Annotated in this window: 24 protein-coding genes; 6 read left to right on the top strand and 18 right to left on the bottom strand. The window is 59.4% G+C overall.

The annotated features are described in order from the left end of the window. Positions 1 to 116: 116 nt before the first annotated feature. On the top strand, positions 117 to 776 hold the full coding sequence (locus J3P77_RS17400; protein WP_434677822.1) for a hypothetical protein: 660 nt from the start codon (positions 117 to 119) through the stop codon (positions 774 to 776). 136 nt (positions 777 to 912) lie between these two features. On the opposite strand, the gene J3P77_RS17405 is transcribed toward J3P77_RS17400, so the two are convergent. Beyond that, a complete protein-coding gene (locus J3P77_RS17405; protein WP_434677823.1) occupies positions 913 to 1,923 on the bottom strand; it encodes a zinc-dependent alcohol dehydrogenase family protein in 1,011 nt (336 codons plus the stop codon). Between the two features lie 57 nt (positions 1,924 to 1,980). Next, positions 1,981 to 2,277: an ArsR/SmtB family transcription factor gene (locus tag J3P77_RS17410; protein ID WP_434677824.1), complete on the bottom strand. Its 297-nt coding sequence runs from the start codon at positions 2,275 to 2,277 to the stop codon at positions 1,981 to 1,983. A gap of 136 nt (positions 2,278 to 2,413) precedes the next feature. Here J3P77_RS17410 and J3P77_RS17415 point away from each other — a divergent pair, with 136 nt between their 5' ends. Both J3P77_RS17415 and J3P77_RS17420 read left to right on the top strand, forming a co-directional pair. Next, positions 2,414 to 3,214, top strand: coding sequence for a transporter substrate-binding domain-containing protein (locus tag J3P77_RS17415; protein ID WP_434677825.1), 801 nt, complete (start codon positions 2,414 to 2,416; stop codon positions 3,212 to 3,214). 75 nt (positions 3,215 to 3,289) lie between these two features. After that, the gene (locus J3P77_RS17420; protein ID WP_434677826.1) at positions 3,290 to 4,279 is read left to right on the top strand and encodes an ATPase; all 990 of its coding nucleotides are present in this window, start codon (positions 3,290 to 3,292) and stop codon (positions 4,277 to 4,279) included. Positions 4,280 to 4,345: 66 nt separating this feature from the next. Here the strand turns inward: J3P77_RS17420 and J3P77_RS17425 are convergent, their stop codons facing one another. The 10 genes from J3P77_RS17425 to J3P77_RS17470 form a co-directional block, all read right to left on the bottom strand. Further along, positions 4,346 to 5,365, bottom strand: a complete 1,020-nt coding sequence (locus tag J3P77_RS17425) for a branched-chain amino acid aminotransferase (protein WP_434677827.1) — start codon at positions 5,363 to 5,365, stop codon at positions 4,346 to 4,348. Between the two features lie 112 nt (positions 5,366 to 5,477). Continuing rightward, a complete protein-coding gene (locus tag J3P77_RS17430) occupies positions 5,478 to 6,113 on the bottom strand; it encodes a CatB-related O-acetyltransferase (protein ID WP_434677828.1) in 636 nt (211 codons plus the stop codon). Positions 6,114 to 6,147: 34 nt separating this feature from the next. Further along, positions 6,148 to 7,038 (bottom strand): glycosyltransferase family 2 protein, encoded by an 891-nt coding sequence (locus tag J3P77_RS17435; protein ID WP_434677829.1) that lies wholly within the window; start codon positions 7,036 to 7,038, stop codon positions 6,148 to 6,150. Positions 7,039 to 7,252: 214 nt separating this feature from the next. After that, entirely contained in the window at positions 7,253 to 8,140 is an 888-nt protein-coding gene (cyoE, locus tag J3P77_RS17440) for a heme o synthase (RefSeq protein ID WP_434677830.1), read from the bottom strand. Between the two features lie 10 nt (positions 8,141 to 8,150). Then, the gene (cyoD, locus tag J3P77_RS17445; RefSeq protein WP_434677831.1) at positions 8,151 to 8,483 is read right to left on the bottom strand and encodes a cytochrome o ubiquinol oxidase subunit IV; all 333 of its coding nucleotides are present in this window, start codon (positions 8,481 to 8,483) and stop codon (positions 8,151 to 8,153) included. Then, positions 8,483 to 9,112 carry a cytochrome o ubiquinol oxidase subunit III gene (locus J3P77_RS17450; RefSeq protein ID WP_434677832.1) on the bottom strand — a complete coding sequence of 210 codons (630 nt, stop codon included), beginning with the start codon at positions 9,110 to 9,112 and terminating at the stop codon, positions 8,483 to 8,485. The genes cyoD and J3P77_RS17450 overlap by 1 nt, the downstream gene beginning before the upstream one ends. Positions 9,113 to 9,114: 2 nt before the next feature. Then, complete coding sequence (cyoB, locus tag J3P77_RS17455; RefSeq protein WP_434677833.1) at positions 9,115 to 11,127, bottom strand: cytochrome o ubiquinol oxidase subunit I; 2,013 nt, start codon at positions 11,125 to 11,127, stop codon at positions 9,115 to 9,117. Between the two features lie 3 nt (positions 11,128 to 11,130). Beyond that, positions 11,131 to 12,072 (bottom strand): ubiquinol oxidase subunit II, encoded by a 942-nt coding sequence (gene cyoA / locus J3P77_RS17460; protein WP_434677834.1) that lies wholly within the window; start codon positions 12,070 to 12,072, stop codon positions 11,131 to 11,133. A 10-nt stretch (positions 12,073 to 12,082) separates the two neighbouring features. Further along, positions 12,083 to 12,283 carry a hypothetical protein gene (locus tag J3P77_RS17465; protein ID WP_434677835.1) on the bottom strand — a complete coding sequence of 67 codons (201 nt, stop codon included), beginning with the start codon at positions 12,281 to 12,283 and terminating at the stop codon, positions 12,083 to 12,085. 253 nt (positions 12,284 to 12,536) lie between these two features. Next, the gene (locus tag J3P77_RS17470) at positions 12,537 to 13,046 is read right to left on the bottom strand and encodes a disulfide bond formation protein B (RefSeq protein WP_434677836.1); all 510 of its coding nucleotides are present in this window, start codon (positions 13,044 to 13,046) and stop codon (positions 12,537 to 12,539) included. 501 nt (positions 13,047 to 13,547) lie between these two features. Here J3P77_RS17470 and J3P77_RS17475 point away from each other — a divergent pair. The 3 genes from J3P77_RS17475 to J3P77_RS17485 all read left to right on the top strand — a co-directional run bounded on the left by J3P77_RS17475 (position 13,548) and on the right by J3P77_RS17485 (position 15,782). Beyond that, positions 13,548 to 14,447, top strand: a complete 900-nt coding sequence (locus J3P77_RS17475) for a chemotaxis protein (RefSeq protein ID WP_434677837.1) — start codon at positions 13,548 to 13,550, stop codon at positions 14,445 to 14,447. A 146-nt stretch (positions 14,448 to 14,593) separates the two neighbouring features. After that, positions 14,594 to 14,914, top strand: a complete 321-nt coding sequence (locus J3P77_RS17480; protein WP_434677838.1) for a hypothetical protein — start codon at positions 14,594 to 14,596, stop codon at positions 14,912 to 14,914. A 115-nt stretch (positions 14,915 to 15,029) separates the two neighbouring features. Next, on the top strand, positions 15,030 to 15,782 hold the full coding sequence (locus J3P77_RS17485) for a YkgJ family cysteine cluster protein (RefSeq protein WP_434677839.1): 753 nt from the start codon (positions 15,030 to 15,032) through the stop codon (positions 15,780 to 15,782). A 15-nt stretch (positions 15,783 to 15,797) separates the two neighbouring features. Here J3P77_RS17485 and J3P77_RS17490 read toward each other — a convergent pair whose 3' ends face one another. The 6 genes from J3P77_RS17490 to J3P77_RS17515 form a co-directional block, all read right to left on the bottom strand. Then, entirely contained in the window at positions 15,798 to 16,019 is a 222-nt protein-coding gene (locus J3P77_RS17490; RefSeq protein ID WP_434677840.1) for a hypothetical protein, read from the bottom strand. Between the two features lie 91 nt (positions 16,020 to 16,110). Beyond that, positions 16,111 to 17,106, bottom strand: a complete 996-nt coding sequence (locus J3P77_RS17495; RefSeq protein WP_434677841.1) for a fimbrial protein — start codon at positions 17,104 to 17,106, stop codon at positions 16,111 to 16,113. A 1-nt stretch (position 17,107) separates the two neighbouring features. Beyond that, positions 17,108 to 17,890 (bottom strand): fimbrial biogenesis chaperone, encoded by a 783-nt coding sequence (locus tag J3P77_RS17500; RefSeq protein WP_434677842.1) that lies wholly within the window; start codon positions 17,888 to 17,890, stop codon positions 17,108 to 17,110. Next, the gene (locus J3P77_RS17505) at positions 17,887 to 20,358 is read right to left on the bottom strand and encodes a fimbria/pilus outer membrane usher protein (RefSeq protein ID WP_434677843.1); all 2,472 of its coding nucleotides are present in this window, start codon (positions 20,356 to 20,358) and stop codon (positions 17,887 to 17,889) included. Before J3P77_RS17505 ends, J3P77_RS17500 begins: the two co-directional genes overlap by 4 nt. 282 nt (positions 20,359 to 20,640) lie before the next feature. Further along, a complete protein-coding gene (locus J3P77_RS17510; protein ID WP_434677844.1) occupies positions 20,641 to 21,387 on the bottom strand; it encodes a fimbrial biogenesis chaperone in 747 nt (248 codons plus the stop codon). 60 nt (positions 21,388 to 21,447) lie between these two features. Continuing rightward, positions 21,448 to 21,975, bottom strand: coding sequence for a fimbrial protein (locus J3P77_RS17515; protein ID WP_434677845.1), 528 nt, complete (start codon positions 21,973 to 21,975; stop codon positions 21,448 to 21,450). Positions 21,976 to 22,169 lie beyond the last annotated feature (194 nt).

Raw genomic sequence — 22,169 nt, forward strand, 5'->3', positions numbered from 1 at the left:
TCATCTTCAACCACTGCGCCGTGCTCCGGCAGACACGCCCTGCCTCGACTAGGCTCAGAGGAACCATTCAAGCGGCTGATTCCTCAATCACCTTGACTGATGGGGCTAGAAAAACAATGAAAGACCCCTACGCGTTCGGGTTCTACTGTGCCTGTTTTGCGCTGGTGGTCGTTGTAAGTGCAGTTTTCTACAGCGCCGCCGTGAGCACCTCACCTGCCAGCGCCGCCAATGCCTACTACATCGTCGAGGCAGCCTCCTCCCTGATCGAAGCGCTGGCCGTGGTTGGAATTGCCGGCGTGGTGTTCAAGGCGTATGGCTCGTGGAAGCACGACACCCGCCAGCACAAGGCACTGAGCATCATCTGGGATGCCAATGTCGCGTTTCGCGAAATCGAGATTGGTTTCAACGAGTGGTTCTTCGGGCCCGGTGCCAGCCAGCGCAGCGAGAGCGACAACAGCAAGATCGAGTCACTGCTCGGCGCCAGCACCTTCGGCATTGCGCTGAAGGCCTTCAAAAAGCAATGCATCCTGCTGGACAAGGTGGTGGTCAAGGATCACTGGCGCTGGCTGAACCACGCGACCCAGCTCGACATGCTCGCCCGAGCCCTGAGCGCCGAAGCGTTCGGCGCGGTGGGCGCAGGCAAGGTCACGCATACCATCGTCGACATTCTCTACACCCATGAAGGCGAAACCTGGCAGAGAACCCAGGCCGATTGGGAATCGGCGATGACAGTGGTGGAGCGGGATCTTGCGGCGCTGGAAGAGGCTTATACCTAGGCTGTATTCATATGGCCCCGGTCGCCAGCAAGCTGCCTCCCACGGATATGTCGCTGCCGAAGCGCACTCTGGAACACGGTTATTGTGGGAGGAGCTTGCTCGCGACACCTTCAGGCCCGCTCCCACAACCGCACAGTCAGAACTCCAGGCAGATCTTGCCGAAGTGCTGGTTGGTTTCCTGGTAGCGGAAGGCCTCGACGATGTCGGTCAGGGCGAACGAGCGGTCAATGATCGGACGCATGCCGGTGGCATTGATGGCGCGGACCATATCCTGCTGCTGAGTACGACTGCCGACCAGCACGCCTTGCAGGCGCAGTTGCTTGACCAGTGCAGGGACGATTTCCAGCTGGCTGGTCACACCGCTGAGGATGCCGATCACCGAGATATGCCCGGCCACCCGCGCTGCATGCATGGATTGCTGCAGCGTGCTGGCGCCGCCCACTTCAATGATGTGGTCGACACCGCGGCCGCCGGTCAGCTTACGTGCGGTCTCGCCCCAGTTTTCGTCAGTGCGGTAGTTGATCACGTGGTCCGCGCCCATTGCTTTCAGGCGCTCCAGCTTTTCATCGCTGGAAGAGGTCGCGATCACGGTAGCGCCCACCGTCTTGGCGAACTGCAAGGCGAAGATCGAAACACCGCCGGTGCCTTGCACCAGCACGGTGTCACCGGCCTTGAGGGAATCGTCGGCCATCAGCGCGCGCCAGGCGGTCAGGCCTGCGGTGGTCAGGGTCGCCGCTTCAGCATGGCTGTAGCCTGTTGGCGCGAGGGTGAAAGAGGTGGCGCGAGCGGTCACCTGCTCGCGGGCGTAACCGTCGATACCATCGCCAGGAACGGTGACGAAGCCTTCGACCAACGGCTCGCCACTGATCCAGTCCGGGAAGAAGGTGCTGACTACCGAGTCGCCCACCTTGAACTCGCTGACGCCCTCGCCTACCGCAGTCACCACGCCCGCGCCGTCGGCCATCGGAATGCGCGACTCGCTCGGGCCCCACATGCCACTGACCACCGCGAAGTCGTGATAATTGAGCGAGTTGGCGTGCAAGCGCACGGTGATCTCACCGGCTTTGGGCGCTGCGACATCGCTCTGGCCAACGATCACGCGGTCATATCCACCGCCTGCCTGTACAAAAATAGTCGTATTGCTCATGTTCGATCTCTCCATCGTTTTAACATTACGCGAAATGACGAAATGTCGAGGTAAAACTCAAAGCTCATTCTTGAGCCGGTCGGCGAACTGATCAATGGCCTGTTCGTCACGGCGGAAGTAAGTCCACTTGCCAATGCGTGTTGCCTGAACCAGCCCCGCCCGTTGCAGGATAGCCAAGTGTGCCGATGCCGTGGAGGCCGACAGATTGGCCTTGGCCTGGATGTGCGAGACGCACACCCCTATCGTCGGATCACCGTGGTCCTGGGGTGGGAAATTAGTCTGCGGGTCCTTCAGCCACTCCATGATCATCATGCGAGTGTCATTACCGACCGCTTTGATTTGCTCAAGAATCATGGCCTGAACATTACGCCTTTTTACGAAATGTTCAAGCCCTCTGTCTGCGGTGCGGTTCGCGCTTCACTTCAACGCAGCAAATGACGCAATCTGTGGCTCTGAATAAAACCATAACAATATCGCGAGCCCCTTCTCCATGATGACGTTCAAAGCTTATGCCCTGACCACCCTTCTGCTTGGCCTTCCAGGACTTTCAGTGGCGCAGACGCCGAGCCAGGCACCCGCTTCGCACCTTGACCAGGTGTTGCAGAAGGGTCAGCTGGCCGTCTGTACTACGGGCGATTACAAGCCCTATACGTTCTTGCGCGAAGACGGCGAGTACGAAGGCATCGACATCACCATGGCGCGCTCGCTGGCCAAGAGTCTGGGCGTTGAGGTGCAATGGGTGCCGACCACATGGAAAACACTCATGCCGGACATGATCGCCGGCAAGTGCGACATCGGCATGGGCGGCATCTCGGTCACGCTGGAGCGTCAGAAGAAAGCCTTCTTCAGTAACCCGCTCGACGTCGACGGCAAGATCCCGCTGGTGCGTTGCGCGGACGAACCGCTTTATCAGACCGTCGAGCAGATCAACCAGCCGTCGGTGCGCCTGATCGAACCGGCTGGCGGGACCAACGAAGCGTTCGCCCGAGCGTTCCTGCCCAACGCGTCTCTGGCCTTTCATGACAACAAGACCATCTTCCAGCAACTGCTCGACAAAAAGGCCGACGTGATGATCACGGATGCGTCCGAAGCCCTGTATCAGCAAAAACGCATGCCGGGCCTGTGCGCGGTGAACCCGACGCGCTACATGCAGTACGGCGAGAAGGCCTACCTGCTGCCACGCGACGACACAACCTGGAAAGGCTACGTCGATCAGTGGCTGCATTTGAGCAAGGCTACCGGCGCTTATCAGCAGACCTTGAGCCAGTGGCTGGCCATGCCGGCCCAGTGAGCCGCGGCCCGTCGCTTGCAAGCAGCGGCGGGCTGAAATAGCTTGTGACGGACGGAGACAGGAAGGCGAACCCGCATGAAGCCCAACAAACCCATTACTCGCGCCTTTTGTGTCGAGCTGCAGCAGGAGCTGTCGATTGCAGCGGCGCGGCGGGAGTTCTTCTCGCAGGAGCCGCCTCGCTCGCGGTTCGAGTTCCTGTGTTCGAGCGAAGCGTGCCGGGCCCTGGGTGCGAAGGTGACCGGGGTTCGCTATGACGTTAAACCGCAGGATAACCCGACGTTCGTCGCCGCGCACTTTCGCGCCAACCCCCATTACGACCACGCTGCCAGCTGTGAATGGGTAGGCGACCCCGAAGATGACACGCCTGACGCAGCTGTCGATCCGTCTGACCCTCAGGCGCCAGCGCGCAAAGCCAAGCGCAAGCTCGACGACTATGTCGACGTATTCGATCCGGTGCTCAAAACGCCGGTTAAAGAGAAATCCCAACCTGACCGCGTGGGCGCCCGGCTTGAAGAACCCGGAGTTGCACGGCCGTCAGCCGCCGCAAGCGCCGAGCTGAAGACTCCCCGCTACAGCGAAACCCGCACCAACAATTTAGAGCGCCTGGTGGACTGCTACCGTCAGGCCAGAGCGGAGCTGTCGCCGGAAGAGTTCAAGCTGCTGACGCTGCGTATTCCGGGACAGGGCGAGATGCCGCTGCGTTCGTACTTCCGCCATATCAAGTACGCCCAGCCTGGCAACAATGAGCGCGTGCTTTACGGCGGCGGCCTGGTCGAGCGTTATGGCGCGGGGTTCAAATTCAAGTTCTTCGACCGGCTGGAAGGCAAGCTGGTGACCTTGTATGTGTCACCGGCGCAGATGCAAGCGTATCGCTCAAGCCGATACATTACCGAGCTGCTGAGCCATGCCGAAGAAGTGAAGTTCTACACCGTCTATGCACTGGGCAATCTCACCAAAAGCCCGTCGGGCAAGAGCTACAGTGTCGAGGTCGACGACTTGCGCCATCTGGCTATCGTGCTGGGCCCGGCCAAAGATGCGCCTGCGGCCAGCGAAGCCAAGAGCTGAAAGCCAGGCATGAAAAAAGGGAAGCGAGCCGGAGCTCTGCTTCCCTTCTTCACACGCCGACGTAAATCAGACTTTCACGATCCAGCCAGCTGGCGCTTCAACGTCGCCGGACTGAACACCGGTCAGCTCTTTGTACAGGCGCTGGGTGATCGGACCGACTTCGGTCTGGCTGTAGAACACGTGCAGCTCGTCCTTGTAGGAAATGCCGCCAATTGGCGTGATCACAGCGGCGGTGCCGCATGCGCCGGCTTCCTTGAAGTCACCGATCTGGTCGATGTACACGTCACCTTCGACCACGGTCAGGCCCAGGCGGGACTTGGCCAGTTCGATCAACGACAGACGGGTGATGCCCGGCAGCACGGAAGGCGACTTCGGCGTCAGGAACACATCGTCCTTGGTGATCGCGAAGAAGTTGGCGGAGCCCACTTCCTCGATCTTGGAGTGGGTTTGCGGATCCAGGTAGATGCAGTCGGCGAAGCTGTTTTTCTTGGCTTCGGAACCTGGCATCAGGCTGGCAGCGTAGTTACCGCCGACCTTGGCGGCACCGGTGCCGTTTGGCGCGGCGCGGTCGTAGCCAGAGATGACGAAGTTGTTTGGCTTCAGGCCGCCTTTGAAATAGGCGCCGACCGGGATACAGAAAATCGAGAAGATAAACTCGGGCGCGGTGCGCACGCCGATGTTGTCGCCCACGCCGATCACGAACGGGCGCAGGTACAGCGCGCCGCCGGAGCCGTAAGGCGGGATGAAACGTTCGTTGGCCTTGACCACCTGCTTGCAGGCTTCAATGAACACGTCAGTGGGTACATGCGGCATCAACAGGCGGGAGCAGCTACGCTGCATGCGCTCGGCGTTCTGGTCAGGGCGGAACAGGTTGATCGAACCGTCCTTGCAACGATATGCCTTCAGACCTTCGAAGCACTGCTGGCCATAGTGAAGGGCGGTTGAGCCTTCGCTGATGTGCAGCGTGTTGTCTTCAGTGAGCGAGCCTTCGTCCCATGCGCCGTTGCGCCAGTGAGAGAGGTAGCGCTTGTCGGTCTTGATGTAATCGAAACCCAGTGTGTCCCAGTTGATGCTTTCTTGACTCATAACGCCCTCTATCTGTTAGCAGCTGCCTGGACGAGTCAGGCCATGGGCTTATTCTGCCAGATGATTGCCAACCTGCGGCTTGAAAAAAAATCTTACATTGCGCATTCGGCCGTCAAACCGTCTGGCCTGTCGCGGGGCGGCCACGGATGTAAGCGAGAAAAGCGTCCAGGTCGGCGCTGCACAGGGTACGAGCGACGGATTTGACCTCTTCCACAGGCCAGTTCCACCAGGCCGCCTGCAACAAAAGCTCCCGAACCGGCTCCTCGAAACGCCAGCGGATGAACTTGCAGGGGTTTCCCCCAACGACCGCGAACGGTGGCACGTCGCGGGTCACCATCGCGCCTGCGGCGACGATGGCGCCATGGCCAATTGTCACGCCCGAAAGAATCATCGCATCGGCACAAATCCAGCAATCGCTGCCGATGACCACGTCACCTTTGCTGGGTGCGTAATCCTTGATGTCCGTAAGCCGATCCATCATGGCCGGAAACGGATAGGTGGTCAGCCAGTCGGTGCGGTGCTCACCGCCGAGCAGAATCCGGACACCTTCGGCGATCGAGGTGTAGCTGCCTATCCGCAAAACGGTGTCGTCGCCAAATTCCAGCACCTCGGGAATACCATAGGTCCCTACGCCTACCACGCAGCGTGGATATCGCAGACGAATTTTCGCGGGCGCCCTTTCCAGTTTGTCGAGTTTGCGCAGGTGCTTGCGGGTTTTCCTGGCCTTGAGCATGTCGAGCAATTTCATGAGATTTCCTGAAGGTCGTCCTGGATAAACTTGCTCACGCGCGTTTGGAGCGCAGCAACAAACGCTTGAAACGGCGGCCGGTGGTACGGTCCATATGACGCCACGGAATGGATGCCAACAGACTCCAGGCATGCCCCCTGTCGGACACAACGGCGTACTTCAGAGCCTTGTTGATAATGCATGTTCGCCCCCGCTCGTATTCCGGGTGGCCACGATACGGTTCGATACTGCGCAAGTCTGCGTCGAGCAGCACCTTGTATTTACGGGACAGATTATTTGCGTGACGTCGATAACGGGTAACGACCACCGGCAGTACATGAATCCCGTAACCCTGCCGCGCGATGCGCAGGGTCATCTGAAAATCCTGAACGCGAATGTCCGGGTCATAACCGCCGGCGTTCCGGATAGCCTGCATCCGGTACAGCGCAACCGGTGCCCCGACCACCACCGCGCCGCGCAGAATATCGTCGAACTTCAGACGTTCGATCTCCGTGCGAGACTGGGACTTGGTGTCGTTACCGTCACTGTCCATGTAAGTGATCAAGGCACCGACGCAACCTACATCTGGATGCTCATCCAAATAGCGAGCCCGCACGCGCACGGATTCCGGCAGCATGATGTCGTCCAGATCCGGCGTCGACACGTACGTTCCCCTGGCGTACTTCAACCCGTGGTTGAGCGCGGCACTGACGCCCTGGTTGGGTTGTTGATAGAGCTGGAAGGGGTATTTGCGCTGCAGGGCCTCAAGCATGGCGACGCTCTTATCGGTGGAACCGTCGTCCACGATAATCACTTCGAAATGTTCGTAATCCTGGGCAAAGATGCTTTCAATCGCAGCTTCAAGAAATCGCTCGGCGTTGTAGCAGGGAGCAACAATAGACACGAGCGGCGGACGCGAAGGCGCCCCGTTTTCGGCGGAGATCATCAGGTTGGCAACCGTTAATTATCATCTTATTTGTTGTACAACAGAAAGCCTGAAGCCCCGGCACTTGCTGAGGCGGCGCTATGATGCGACAAATCTAGGCCTTTTGCCATCATTCGCCACATGACCCGGTAACAGTGGGTGCTGGTGCCGAAAAAAAGACAAAAAAAAACCCCGACCCATTACAGATCGAGGTCTTTTTTACACGTGCTATATGTCAGAACGCGTAGGTCACCAATAAATCTTTGGTCACTTGAAAGTCCACGGACATCATTACGCTCAATGCAGTGATGGTGAAGATGGAGAATACGAACAGCTTGCGGGCCCAGACGGTGTCGTCCGCGGCCTTGTAGCCCTTCCATGCCATGTACAACCAGTACATGCCCATGCCCGCTGCAACAGCGAGGTAGTTCAGACCGGCGTAACCTCCAACCGTCAACATCAGGGTCGCCACGAGGAACGCCAGGATATAGAGCAGGATGTGACGCTTGGTGACCAGAATGCCGCGCTTGACCGGCAGAACCGGAATCTTCGCAGCACTGTAATCATTGAAACGGAAAATCGCGATCGCGTACGAATGCGGCATCTGCCACAGGCTGAACATCACCAGCAGCGTGAGCGCCGCAAAGTCGAAGCTGTTGGTCACTGCGCAGTAGCCGATCACCGGAGGCATGGCCCCCGACAGGCTGCCGATCAGCGTGCCATGCACCGACTTGCGCTTGAAGTACAGGCTGTACAGGCCGACGTAGACCACAAAGCCGATCACCCCCAGCAAGGCCGCCAACGGGTTGGCGTAGGTGTACAGCAGGCTGACGCCGCCAATGCCCAGAATCGTGGCATAAAGCAGCGCAAGCTTCATGGACACCAGGCCCTGCACCAGCACACGGTTGCGAGTCCGCTCCATGCGCTGGTCGATGTCGCGATCGATGCAGTTGTTGAATACGCAACCGGACGCTACGACCAGGGAGGTACCGATCACCGCCGCAAGAAACACGACGAAATCGATATCACCCTTGGAAGCCAGAAAAAAGCCACCCGCCACCGAAAGCACATTACCGAAAATGATCCCCGGTTTGGTGATTTGGATAAAGTGCTTCAGTGACATCTGGTATTCCTCAATGCGCCATCATTTCACGGTGGATGCTGAAAATGATCCACAGCGACAGGCCGACCAACAGAACGATCACCAACCCCGTGAAGGCAATCGCCAGCACGTTGTTGCGTTGCGACGAGGTGAAGTCCAGGTGCAGGAAGTAATGCAGGTGGACAATAACCTGAATGATCGCGAACGCCAGGATGACCCAGATAGTCATGTCCTTCGGCAGCACCGGGCTCATCACCAGGGCGAAAGGAATGACAGTCAGGATGACCGACAGGATGAAGCCAATCGCGTACGACTTCACGGAGCCATGACTGGAGTCGTGCTCGTGGTTATGTGCATTCGCCATTACAGGGCCCCCATCAGGTAAACAACGGTGAACACGCAGATCCAGACTACGTCCAGGAAGTGCCAGAACAGGCTCAGGCAGCTCAGACGAGTCTTGTTGGTGCTGGTCAGGCCGCGTTTCTGGACCTGATACATCATGATCGCCATCCAGATCAGACCGCTTGTCACGTGCAGGCCGTGCAGGCCTACCAGCGAGAAGAAGGCCGACAGGAAGCCGCTGCGGCTTGGGCCATAGCCCGCGACGATCAGATGATGGAATTCATAAACTTCCATCGCGATGAACGCGGCGCCGCACAGGAAGGTCAGCGCGAGCCAACCCAGTACCTGGCTCTTGTTACCCTTGAAGAACGCCAGCATGGCGAAACCGTAGGTAATCGAGCTGACCAGCAGGAAAGCGGTTTCGACTGCCACGAATGGCAGTTCGAAAATGTCGTGGCCGGACGGGCCGCCCGCGACACTGTTGACCATGACCGCATATACCGCGAAGAACGATGCGAACAGAACGCAGTCGGTCATCAGGTAGAGCCAGAAACCATAAATGGTCATCGGGCCCGCGTCGTGGTGATCGTCATGCCCATGGTCATGGGCATGACCGTGGGCGTCTCCAGAGTTCAATACTAAGTTCGACATATTTAAACCTGTTCCAGCGAGGACTTGACCGGCGAGTAGGCACCCTGCTCAACCAGGACCTTGTGATGCGCAGCTTCGATACGCGCCACTTCTTCAGCAGGCACCATGTAGCCCTGGTCATCACGCGCTGCGTGAATCACGAAGGTCACGATGGTTGCAACCAGGCTCAAGCCTACCAGCCACCAGATGTGCCAGATGAAAGCAAAACCGAACACCGTCAACAGCAGACCCATGATCAGGCCGGTCGCTGTGTTGTTAGGCATGTGGATCGGCTCGTACTTGGCCGGAACCTCATAAGCCTTGCCCTGACGCTTCATATCGGTGAATGCATCGATACCGTCGGTCTTGGGCAGAACAGCGAAGTTGTAGAACGGTGGTGGCGACGAAGTCGACCATTCCAGGGTGTGGCCATTCCACGGGTCGCCTGTCAGGTCACGGTTCTTCTCACGGTCACGGATACTGACGAACAGCTGAATCAGCTGGCTCGCGATACCGCAAGCGATCAGGACGGCGCCGAACAGGGCGATGTCCAGGTACAGGTTCCATGCCGGGCTGTCAGTACCGTTCAGGCGACGGGTCATGCCCATGAAGCCCAGTACGTACAGCGGCATGAACGCCACGAAGAAGCCGACGATCCAGAACCAGAACGCTGCCTTGCCCCACTTCTCGTTCAGGGTGAAACCGAACGCTTTAGGGAACCAGAACGCGAAGCCGGCGATGTAACCGAATACCGCACCGCCGATGATGACGTTGTGGAAGTGAGCGATTACGAACAGGCTGTTGTGCAGAACGAAGTCGGCACCAGGAATCGCCAACAGAACGCCGGTCATGCCGCCGATCGAGAAGGTGACCATGAAGCCCAGGGTCCAGAGTGTCGGCGCGGTGAAGCGCAGGCGGCCCTGGTAAATCGTGAACAGCCAGTTGAACAGCTTCACACCCGTCGGGATCGCGATGAGCATCGTCGCCAGACCGAAGAAGGCGTTGACGTTCGCACCGGCACCCATGGTGAAGAAGTGGTGCAGCCATACCATGAAGCCCAGTACGCAGATCGCGCCGCTGGCGTAGATCATTGCCTTGTGGCCGAACAGACGCTTGCCCGAGAACGTGGAGATGACTTCGGAGAAGACACCGAACGCCGGCAGAATCAGGATGTACACCTCAGGGTGACCCCATGCCCAGAACAGGTTCACGTACATCATCGGGTTACCGCCCAATTCGTTCGTGAAGATGTGGAAGTCCAGGTAACGGTCAAGGGTCAGGAACGCCAGGGTAGCGGTCAGGATCGGGAACGAAGCCACGATCAGGACGTTTGCCCAGGTGCAGGTCCAGGTGAAGATCGGCATGTCCATCAGCTTCATGCCAGGGGTACGCATTTTCAGGACGGTAACCAGGAAGTTAACGCCCGTTAATGTCGTACCTAGCCCTGACAGCTGTAGCGCCCAGATGTAGTAGTCGACACCCACCCCAGGGCTGTATTGCAAGCCGGACAGAGGCGGATAGGCTACCCAACCGGTCTTGGCGAATTCGCCGACGCCCAGCGACAGGTTGATCAGCAGGACGCCAGCCACCAGCAGCCAGAAGCTCAGGGAGTTCAGGAACGGGTAGGCAACGTCACGCGCACCGATCTGCAGCGGCAGGACGATGTTCATCAGGCCGGTGAAGAATGGCATCGCCATGAAGATGATCATGATCACACCGTGAGCGGTGAAGATCTGGTCATAGTGCTCCGGCGGCAGGAAGCCTTCGGAACCGTTCTGGGCGACCGCCAGCTGGGTACGCATCATGATTGCGTCAGCAAAGCCGCGCAGCAGCATGATCATGGCGACGACGATATACATCACGCCGATTTTCTTGTGGTCGACCGAAGTCAGCCACTCGGACCACAAGTAAGTCCACTTGCGGAAGTAGGTAAGTGCACCAACAAGCGCCAGTCCACCGAGCGCGACGATGGCGAGTGTCACCATGACTATCGGCTCGTGGAACGGTACCGCTTCCCAACTAAGTTTGCCTAACATCGTTTACTCCTCTGCCCCAGCAGCTGAAATCTTGCCCTGATCAGCACCTTTGGTACCGGCGACTTCTTTCTCGCCATGGACCAGCTTCTTACCTGGGTTCATACCTTCATACTTGTCGATGATGATCTGGAACAGGTTAGGAGTGACCGAGGCGTAGAGCTCGACGGGATTGCGTTCGCTAGGTTTGGCCAATACAGAGTATTCAGCCGAGTCCAGCTTTTTAGGTGAATTCTTGACTTCGTTGATCCAGGCTTCGTATTCGGCCTGGGTAGTGGCGATAGCCTTGAACTTCATGCCGGTGAAGCCCGCGCCACTGTAGTTGGCGGAGATACCGTTGAACTCGTGGTTCTCGTTGGCGATCAGGTGCAACTTGGTGTGCATGCCCGCCATCGCGTAGATCTGACCACCGAGACCTGGAATGAAGAACGAGTTCATCACGGTGTCGGAAGTGACCTGGAAATTGATCGGAGTGTTGGCAGGGAAGACGATCTTGTTGACCGTGGCGATGCCTTGTTCCGGATAGATGAACAGCCACTTCCAGTCCATCGAGATGGCCTGAATGGTCACTGGCTTGACGTCGGACTCAAGCGGACGATACGGGTCCAGCGAGTGGGTCGACACGTAGGTGTAGTAACCCAGGAAGACCAGCAACAGCATTGGCACGCCCCAGACCGCGATTTCGATCTTGGTGGAGTGAGCCCAATCCGGCGTGTACTTGGCAGCCTTGTTGGTCGCGCGGTATTTCCAGGCGAACAGGAGCGTCAGGACGATGACCGGAATGACGACGATCAGCATCAACAGGGTGGCAATGACGATCAGGTTACGCTGCTCGATACCCACCTGCCCTTTTGGATCGAGCAGAGGCACGCCTTCGCATCCAGTCAGCAAAAGCATACAGAAAAGGGCCAAGAAGCCAAAAAACCTGGGGTACCTTTTTTCTCTCATCTCACGACCTCTAAAAGCAGCTTGCGCGGTGCAGTTGGGATTCGACCGCCAACACTTCACCCTGCCAGTGCCGGCATCTTTTTTTGAATTGAACAAGGGCCTGCCAGAACGCACGGAAGCGAAACGACAAATCCGGGTTTAGCTGTGGATTCTTATTTTGAGCTGCTGGAAACTGCCCGATTTTCAGGACAGCCGCCGTCAGCACGGCCATTATGAGCCCTCAGAGGCCAGCATTGCGCTGCCTGTTCAGAGTACACAGGGGACGCTCCAGGCCTCAAAATTCCTGATCGTCAAGTCAGGCTGGACGATAAGTGCTGGCGATTGTAGATATGTAAATTTTTAATGACTATGGCTATTTTTGCAACAGTAAATTTCATTTTTTACAACAATCGTAAGCTATTGATCTTTTTGGCCTGTAAAAAAGCCTCGTCGAAACGAGGCTTTTTTGGCTAATGCCCTTGTAATCAGTAAGGTCTGCGGCGGTTACGAATGATGCATGCCGGGACCAGGATCGCGGTGAGCACGAATGCTACCAGAGCCCATTGCGCAAGTGACAACCCCAGGACGGGCGGATACGGCGTGGAGCAGAAACCGCTGACCTGGAACCCCAGCGGGAATACCGACGCCAGCGGCAGGTCGTCCACGATTGGCTGCAACGTGTCGATGCCACAGCTGACCGCCGGATTGGCGAGGACGTATACATGGCGGCCGGCGGCGACGATACCGCCCACGGCGCTCAGCGTTACCAGCACCTCGAACAGTGTCACGCTGCGGCGGCCCGGCATGGCGGCACCGATGAAGGCGAACAGGGCAATGGCCAGCAGCGCGTAGCGTTGCAGTATGCAGAGTGGGCACGGCGCCTCGCCCAGCACGATCTGCATGTACAGGGCCCCGCCGATCAGGGACAGGCAGATGATCCCCAGCAGAACCAGGAAGCGCTTTTCACGTTTCAGGTACAACATGTTGTCGCTCATTCACATACCTTATCGAAATGGATTCGCTGCTGGCCCGGCAGTGGCCAGGCCGTGGGCGATGATCGGCGCAGTGCCCGGACAACTCAAGTGTCGGGCTGCCATACGGATGCATTTGCGGGGTGGGTGGTCAGGCTGCGGTGACTGACCGTACGGGTCGATGCGTTCGAGCCGGGCAATCCTGAGGCTGTGTATCTCTTCTTTATATATAGAAGGATGCGTCACTTTGTCGCACCTCGGGTCGCAGCCGCTCCGACGAAAACATCTCTTCTATATATAGCTGCGTCAATTTGTCGCAGCTCGGTAGTCGGGTCACGGCTCCGTATGACCGGTACTCTCACGCAAAATTCCCGGCAGGCTGAATGGCCTGCCCGGAACCGGGTCCTGCGAACCGGTGTGGCGGTCCGGGAAAAAATCTAAAGCCAGCCCGCCGCGGGTCGATAACCCGTCATAGAAAGTTGTTCGCCGCCGCGTGCGCCGAACGCCTACAGCCAGAAGGTTCATATGTCCTCCAAGAACGTCCGGGCAGATTCGCTCTCCCTGCTCCTCTTCACGTTGCGCAGCGGCAAGCTGATGGCGATCAACCTGCTCAAGGTCAGCGAAATCATTCCGTGCCCTGCCCTTACTCACTTGCCGGAGTCGCACCCGCACGTCAAAGGCATCGCGACCTTGCGGGGTTCGTCCCTGTCGGTCATCGATCTGAGCCGTGCCATCGGCGAACGGCCACTGGCCGATCCGGATGGCGGTTGCCTGATCGTCACTGACGTCAGCCGGTCCAAGCAAGGTCTGCACGTGCAGGCGGTGAGCAAGATCGTGCATTGTCTGACTACTGACATTCGCCCGCCACCCTATGGTTCAAGCAGCAAGTCGTTCATCACCGGAGTGACCCAGGTCGACGGCGTGCTGGTGCAGGTGCTGGACATCGAGAAGGTGATCCACGGCATCGCGCCTGCGAAAATTGTCGCGCAGTCCACCGAGCTGTCGGTGGAGGATGCCAAGGTGCTCGGTCAGGCTCGAATTCTGGTGGTCGATGATAGCCAGGTCGCATTGCAGCAGTCGATCATCACTTTGCGGAATCTGGGCATCGAGTGTCATACCGCGCGCAGCGCCAAAGATGCGATGGATGTGTTGCTCGACCTGCAAGGCACCGCGGCGCAGATTAACGTGCTGGTTTCGGATATCGAGATGTCCGAGATGGACGGCTATGCGCTGACGCGCACGCTTCGTGAAACGCCTGATTTCCAGGACCTGTACATCCTGCTGCACACCTCGCTGGACAGCGCGATGAACAGTGAAAAGGCCAGGGCTGCGGGCGCCAATGCCGTGTTGACCAAGTTCTCCTCGCCCGAACTGACCCGCTGCCTGATCGAAGCGGCCCGTGATGTGGTCGCCAGAGGAATCTGAATCCCGGCCGTCATGTCCGCGAATTGCTGGTTCAGGCACCAGACCCGCGTCGCCTGTACCGGCCTCTTCGCGAGCAAGCTCCCTGCCCACGGGACCAATGGGGTTCTGCCATAATCCGTGCTCCCGTGATGTGATGGAGCACTCTGATGAAACTGAAATTCGCGCTGTTCGCGGCTCTCGCCACCCTGTGCATGGAAGCCAACGCGGCCAGCCCTCAGGCCTGGAGCGAACTGGACAAGGCGGTGAGCGCTGCCTGCCTCAAGGCCAGTCAGCTCAAGGACACCAAGGTCCTCGGCACCGCCGCTCAGTTCGACGACCGGGTCGGCTACAACGCACTGGCCCTGCAAGGTCGCTATCCACAGAAACACATGAAGAATCAGGTCGGCACCGAGCTATGCCTGTACAACCGCAAGGACAAGCAAGCGTTTGTCACCGAATGGGAGGGCCTGAAAGCCGCCGCTCGTTAGGCCCCACCGCCGCCGTTGAAGGCTGGCGCATTCCTTGCTTTGCCCTCGTATCATCCGGGCCGACAGTCAGATCGCTGTCGCGCCCGACGTATGTCTTGTACGGGCCATCGATTCCATGAACATTCAGTTTTCCTGCACCGGTTGTGGCGGTTGCTGCACCGACCATCATGTCCCGCTGACGTTGAGCGAAGCCGCGCAGTGGGCGGCTGACGGCGGTACGGTGATCGTTCTGACCGAGGCATTTCTCGACAACGGTTATGGCGTGCCCGGCGAGCAGCTGGATCACGCCACTCGACGCTCGGCCTCGGTCAGCAGTGGCTCTGCCGAGGCACTGGTGGCAATCACTTTCGCCGCGTACAACGTCGGTCGTTGCCGTAATCTTGACGCGCAGAACATGTGTCGCATCTACGAGCGTCGCCCCTTGGTCTGTCGCATTTACCCGATGGAAATCAATCCGCACATTCCGCTGCGCCCGGACAACAAGGGTTGCCCGCCGGAGTCCTGGGAACAGGGCCCGCAGCTGATCGTCGGCAGTCGTCTGGTCGACACGGAGCTGATGACGCTGATCGAAAAATCCCGTCAGGCCGATCGGGACGAAATAGCCGCCAAGCAGTCGATCTGCCAGTTGCTGGATATCCGCACTACAGCACTCAAGGGCAATGGTTTTGTGGCTTATCTGCCGGACATGATCGACTTTGCGGCTGCCGTCGAGTACGTGACGGTCGACCATGGCGAGCTGCCTGAAACGGCGGACTGGACGTTCCATGTAGCCGGTCAGGAGGTTGAAAACACCCTGCGACTGGCGGGCGCCCAAGTGACGACCCGCGATCCATCTTCCTACCTGTTCATTCCACTGCAGGCCGCATGACCCGCCGCGGGTGATTCAGCGTTTGCCCATCGAGCGGCGCGTGCCGGCCGGTGCAGCGCCCGGCGTCTTGTGATGGCCGGGCTTCTGCCCTTTCTGATACCAGGTCTGGCCTTTGCTGGCCTGGGCAAATTCGGACGGCTTGAAAGGGAAGCTGAACGGCGCGATGGCCGGCTTGTCGCCGCTTGCAGGCGTCGATTCGGTTACAACGTCATCAGCGATGGATTCAGGGCTGGTCATCAAGGCACCGGAGGATCGAAAAATCGGGCGAACGCCCGCGGGCGCGCAGCATACCTGAATCGCCACGCGACGGACGAGCCTCTTGTCGGCCTCATTTGTAGAACAGATCTACCATCACTTCCGCTTCGAAAGGCCCGGCCTTGGGCTGCGGGTTGTTCCATACCAGCTGCGCCTGGAAATCCACGGTGGCCGTCTGATCGTTGCCCAACAGATCCGCCAGATGGAAGGGTTCGTTGTAACGCATCACCAAGCCACGGGTGTTGACGATCTGGATGCCCAGTGAGGGATTGGCACTGGGCACCAGCAGGTTGCCGGAGAGTTTTCCGGTAACCGGCCGCAAGCGTGCATTCAGGCTGAACGGCGAGTCGCAGCTGCGGTTGGTGATCAGCGAGAACGGCCGGGTCGCAAACACGTTGCCGACCACCACTTTCTGTATCCCCAGAGAACCGAACTCCAGAGTGTCGGGCAGCACCTGCAATTCGGCATCGCAGGCAACGAAACGCAGACCGGACAGATTATTGAGCGTATAGCTCAGACCATCGCCCGCAGCCGGCTGAGGCCCGTCGATGCCCGTGATCTGGAACAGGCGGTAATCGATCAGATCGCTGGCCACGCCTGATGGCGGGGTCGGCCCGAACTTCTGGATAAACGCCGAAAACGTCAGATTGAATGTGGCTTTGGGGCAAGCGTCAATGTTGTCGTCGCCTTCGTGACAGACCGGCACGAATTGCCCGGTGGCGATGCGCCCGCTGCTTTGCAGATGGTCGACGCCATTGATCGTGAGCCCCGCACGAATGCCTTGTCCGATCAGCAGGTTATCCGGGTTCAGGTAGATAAAAATTTCTTCCTGCACGGCCTGCTGATCCTGCTTCGCGCACTCGACCCGAACGTTCAGCCGCCCGGAGCGCCAGACCACCTCGCCATTGGGCAAGGACGCCGGAATGGCGACGGTGCTGCTCAAATCGGCATGGATGACCGTTTCGCCTGAACCCTGAGCTTTGCAGACCAACGCATGGCTGGTAACTGGAGCGAAGAGCGATGACAACATAACGGCCCGCATCCAGCGGCGGGCGGACAGAGAATTCATATCAGCAGTGCTCCTGAGGTTGAAGGTTTTCCCGAAGGCGCGCGCCGAACGTGGCGTCATCGGTGATGGTCGCGCAGTAGTCACGCTGCCCGCCGTAGTCGGTCAATGCCTTGAACGCGAGGCATCGCCGCTGCCCAGGCGTCGATAAGGGCAGGGCAAAATGGTGGCGCTCACCTGGGGCAAGCAACTGGTATTCGCTGAGGGCGAGCCCGTCCAGGCTCAGGGTTTGAATGGCGGCGTGATAGGCGCTCGGGTTTTCCACCCGTAGAATCTGCTCGCCCGACGCTGAACGTTCGATCGTCCAGCGCAACGCTTCGGCAGTCAAAGCGGGGTCGCCCGTAATACCGGGAGGTCGGTAGAACACATTGATCCGCTGACGAACAGCGATATTGAGCTGGTTGCTGCCTTCGCGCTGCCTGGGCACATGGGTGACGTACAGGTGCAGCAAGGATTCGCGGTCTGTCGGCATGCCCTTTCCCTGGTAAAGAATGCGCAGCGTCTGTCTGCCGCCAGCGGCCAGTCGATGCAGGTGGGGCGTTACCACGAACGGCAGTGACCGGCGCTGCGCGGGCGGCGTGTCGTCGTCATCTTCTGGCGCACTCAGCCAGGCCTGCAGCAATACGTCATTGGCGCCGCGGTTACTGGCCTGCAAGATCGCTTCACGGTAGCGCCCGTCGAAGACAAGCCGGGTGCCGGATAGCGAAACCGCGGCCTGAGCACCTGCACTCGCAACGCAGATAACGAACAGCGCTGCGGCAAGGCGCCAATTGCCCGCCCGCCTCACTGGCACACCACCTTGAGGCGCTCGTAGGCCCGACTCGCATCCTTCGGCGGCAAAGTGAACGGAGCCTGACAACCTTTTGTTGACCAGCGCACGTGAAGCACGCCGCTATCCTGTTCGCTCAGTACCAGCGCCTGACTGTTCGGGTCGACCACCGCCAGCGCCCTGCCCTGCCCATCCTCGACGCTGGCGCCCAACGGAACGGCGCTGCCGTCAGTACGCACCAGCTCGAACTGCACCCGGCGACCAGTATTGGCGGCAAAACGCACCACGGGCATCGCCCCCCGGCGCGGGACGATCTGGCTGACGGCGTTGTCCAGTTCGATGTCCGCGCCGAGCTGCCGAGTGTCGAGGCTGACCCAGTTGGTCCGGTATGGCTGGGCATAAGGCAGAACCGCATAGCCATTGGACGCGGTCTCGATGTTGCTGAAGGATTTGAGCTTCGCGCCGCCGACGCCGGGCACCTGAACCAGCGCGAAGGTTTCGCCCAGCGCCTGACCGAAATTGACCCCGCCGGCATGCGCCACCAGCGAACCGGAGGCGCCAAGGGTGAAGGCGTCGTAGTCGCGACCCTGGCTGTAGCCTGCCTCGAAACGACCGAAGGGCATCGTGGTGTTTATCTTGCCCGCGCCGAAGTTTCCCGAGCCGCTGTCACGGCCGGTCTGCACCGAGTAGAACGTGTCACGGTTACCCAGCACCTGCCCGTTGAGCCCGGCCTGCAGGTTGTATTCGCCGGAACTGTCGCGCACGGCATTGAGCGACAGGCGTGACGAAGCCGGGCTGGAGCCTAGCGGCAAGGTGACCGTCAGAGCTACGCGGTTGTCGGTTTCTTCCAGGCCATCGCGGGCGAATGACCGGTTACGCTCCACCGAAACGTTGTAATTCACCCTCCGCCACACCGAGTTGTACGCCAGATACAGCTGACGCGTCTTGCCCGGCAGATTCCAGTAACGCTGTTCCGAGGCGGTCAGGCTGAGCGATGCCATCTGTGACGGCAGCACCTGCGTAACGCTCACTTCCAGACGGTCCTTGGCCCGACCGTTGGCGAACGGTCCGGGCTGTGGGTCAGCCTCGCTGACATGCTGATTCAGCGTGCGATATTCCTCGGTCGAATAGCGGTAACCGGCAACGGCCAGGGTGGTATCGGTGACATCCAGAGTATTGGCGTAGCGCACCCGCAGGCTTTGTCCGTTGCGCTTGCGCTCTTCAAGCTCACTGGCTGAGTGAGTGATGTCGAACGACACCGCTCCCAGCCCGGTATTGACCCCGGCGCCAAGATTGGCGGCCTGATACTCGTCGGCCAGTTGCAGGCCGCCGAACCCGGTCACGGCTTCCGAAAGCCCGTAGATCAGCGCGGCACTGGCAAAATCGGGTGAGCTATCACCCTCGCCGTTGCTGTCGACCCGTCCTGCGGAAAGGCTGTAGCGAAACGAACCGACCGGCACCATGATCGGCAACGAGGCGTACGCTTGAGTGAATGAGCGGCGGCGCCCATCGGCCTCGATGATCGTGACCTGAAGATCCCCGTTCGAGCCGTTGGGATAGATATCGGCAATCTCGAACGGGCCGGGCGAAACATTGCCGCTGTACAGCAGAAACCCGTTCTGCCGCACTTCCACCGTGGCGTTGGTTTCGGCAAGGCCACGAATGACCGGGGCGAAGGTGCGCTCGCTGTCGGGCAGCATTCCGTCGTCCGAGGCCAGCGACGCGCCCTTGAACCTGACACTGTCGAAAACCTGCGAATCGGTGAACGTTTCGCCCAGCGTCAGCTGGCTTTTCAGAGCGGTGATGTCGCGCTGGGCGAAGGTGCGATTGCTGCGAAAGCGGTACGTTTCGTCGTTGCCATAGACCAGCGATGATTCGTTGCGCAGGCGCCAGGCGCCGACATTCAGGCCATTGCGCAAGCCCAGGTAATACTGCTCGCTTTCCTGACCGCGGCTACTGCGTCGCGCCGAGTTGAATGCGTAATTCACATAGCCCGCGGTCTCGCCCTCATCCCACAGATCCGGCGATACATAGCCGCGGGCGCTGCGCGCCATGACGGCCTGCGGCACGCTGATATTCAGCCGCAGCGCCGCGGGCTGGTAGTCGACCCGGGCAAACTCGACCTGCGAAGCCAGATCGAAACACGCGTCCTGCGACTCGCTGGTCGGCAGCCGCTTGGGGTCCAGGCCGAAGCTTTGCAGCATCTCCTGAGTCAGGCACGGTTCGACCAGACCGGAACGCCGGTTGCTGGTAAACGTGATATCGCGGCGGCCGGTCAGGGCGCGGTTCACGTAGACATCGACCCGGTAAGTGCCGGGCAACACACTGTTGGCGCGCAGAAACTCCTGCAGATCCGGGGGCTGGTCACTGCCCTGAATGAACGCGGTATTGAACCTCACAGTGGTTTTTTCGGCGCCGGGTGCCGGGTCGGCAGCCAGCGGCTTCATCGAAAGGAGCAGCGTCAGACTGATGCCGATGCCGGGCATGCAGTGCCTGGGTATGGACCTCGTGCGGTGCGGCGAAAGACTTCTGAAATCCTGCCGGTCGACCGTGTGGACGACTTTTTTTCTTGTGTTTCGGTTGTGCCATTCCATTAGCTGTTTTCACTCTGCTTCGGCAATCGAATGCATGACGCAAATCCTTTTGCGCCCACACATGAACGCTGGGCCTTCGCGGTAGCGAAGCCCAGTGGTTGAGAGTCGGACAGGGGCGTTCGAGCCCACATCCGCATGCACTCAATGATTGGAATCAAGGGTTGTCGGGGCCGGTTATCGACGCCCCGCCCTGCTCGCGGACGTCGCCGCGTTTTTCTTCAGAATGGCCTGATACGGCACCTGTCCACCAAAGTCGTTGATGCTGGTAAAGCTCAGTTCCAGCGCCGCGTTGCCGGGTTTGCCCTTGAGAGGCAGCCGCGCGGTCTCGCCGGGGCCGATCATTCGGGCGTCCAGCTTCACTCGTTCGACATCGCCCTGACGAGCCGCGACCTTGACCATCGACACGTGGTAAGGACCTGGATTTTCGACGTGCAGAATCTCGTCATCGAGTCGCCATTTCAGCTGCTGCGGCGCGTCAGCGGGGTCGCCCGTCAGGCCTTCGGGGCGGAAGAAGACCTTGATGCGTTGCCTCACCGCGATCTGCAACGTGTTTTCCGCTGCTGCCTGGGGAATCTCCTGCACGTTGAGCCAGAACACCGTTTCACGGTCACGGGGCAGCCCGGCACCGGCGTAGATGACTCGCAGCAGTTGCCGGCCATTACCCGGCATCCGCGCCAGCGGTGGCGTCACCACGAACGGCGGCCTGGGTTCGCCGGTTTCCCGGGTATCGCCAGTCTTGGGCTCCATCCAGGTCTGCAGCAGAATTTCCCCGGTGCCGCTGTTATGCACGCCGAAACTGGCCTCTTTGTCCTGTCCCTGATAAATGACACGCGTGGTGTTGAGCACGATGCCGGCCTGAGCGCCGGACCACCACAGCAGCGCAGCGAAGAACGCCGCGCAGCGAAAGAAAATTGAAAACATGCTGGCTTGCCTTGAGATCAGTAAGAGCAGGACGGACGATTGCCCGCCCTGCCCGGTGCATTACTCGTAATCCAGCACGAAAGGCATGAAACCGTCGGCGTTGCCGGGGTTGGTGGTGGTGCCGTTAAGCACATACACCGCGCCGAAATTGATTTCGGCGGTCGCGCCACCGGCACCGTCCTGCACCAGATCGGTGTCGATGGTTTCGGTACCGCTCAGATCCATCAGGTTGTTGGAAGCGTTCAGCAGGCCGATGCCCACGCCGTCCGCCGCGCCCGTGGTGCGCAGCAGTTTGGGGTCATTGTTGTCCAGGCCGCTGCCGTTGCGCGCGGCAAAGCGCATTTTGACGGCGCTGTATTGATCGGCGCCGGCGCTGCAGTTGACCAGCATCTGGATAGGCGTAGCCGTTTCGAAACGGGAGGCACCGGAAAGGCCGATATCCGAGAACGATACGTTGCCCAGATCGACGTTGATTTCACCCGGATTGCCAGGGCTGACACCGCTGCCCGGCGCGACGCCGCAGGAGATATTGGTCAGTGTGCCGTTGAAGACCAATTTGCCGTTGTTCGCCGCGCTGGCGCTACCCATCACACCGAGACCCAGTACGCCCGTTACTGCCAATGCCAGAGAGCTTTTTCATGCTAACTACGTTCCTTGTGTTATTTCGTGTGTGCCCGTGATCGGACGGCGAGCACTATAGGTCCCGGGCTCCTGATTCGCTGTCAGCCTAATTACTTTGCAACTATGGATTTATCGATTTGGCACGTAAGTAGTTTCAGTAG

The organism is Pseudomonas sp. R1-18, from assembly GCF_051132095.1.
GTDB lineage: Bacteria > Pseudomonadota > Gammaproteobacteria > Pseudomonadales > Pseudomonadaceae > Aquipseudomonas.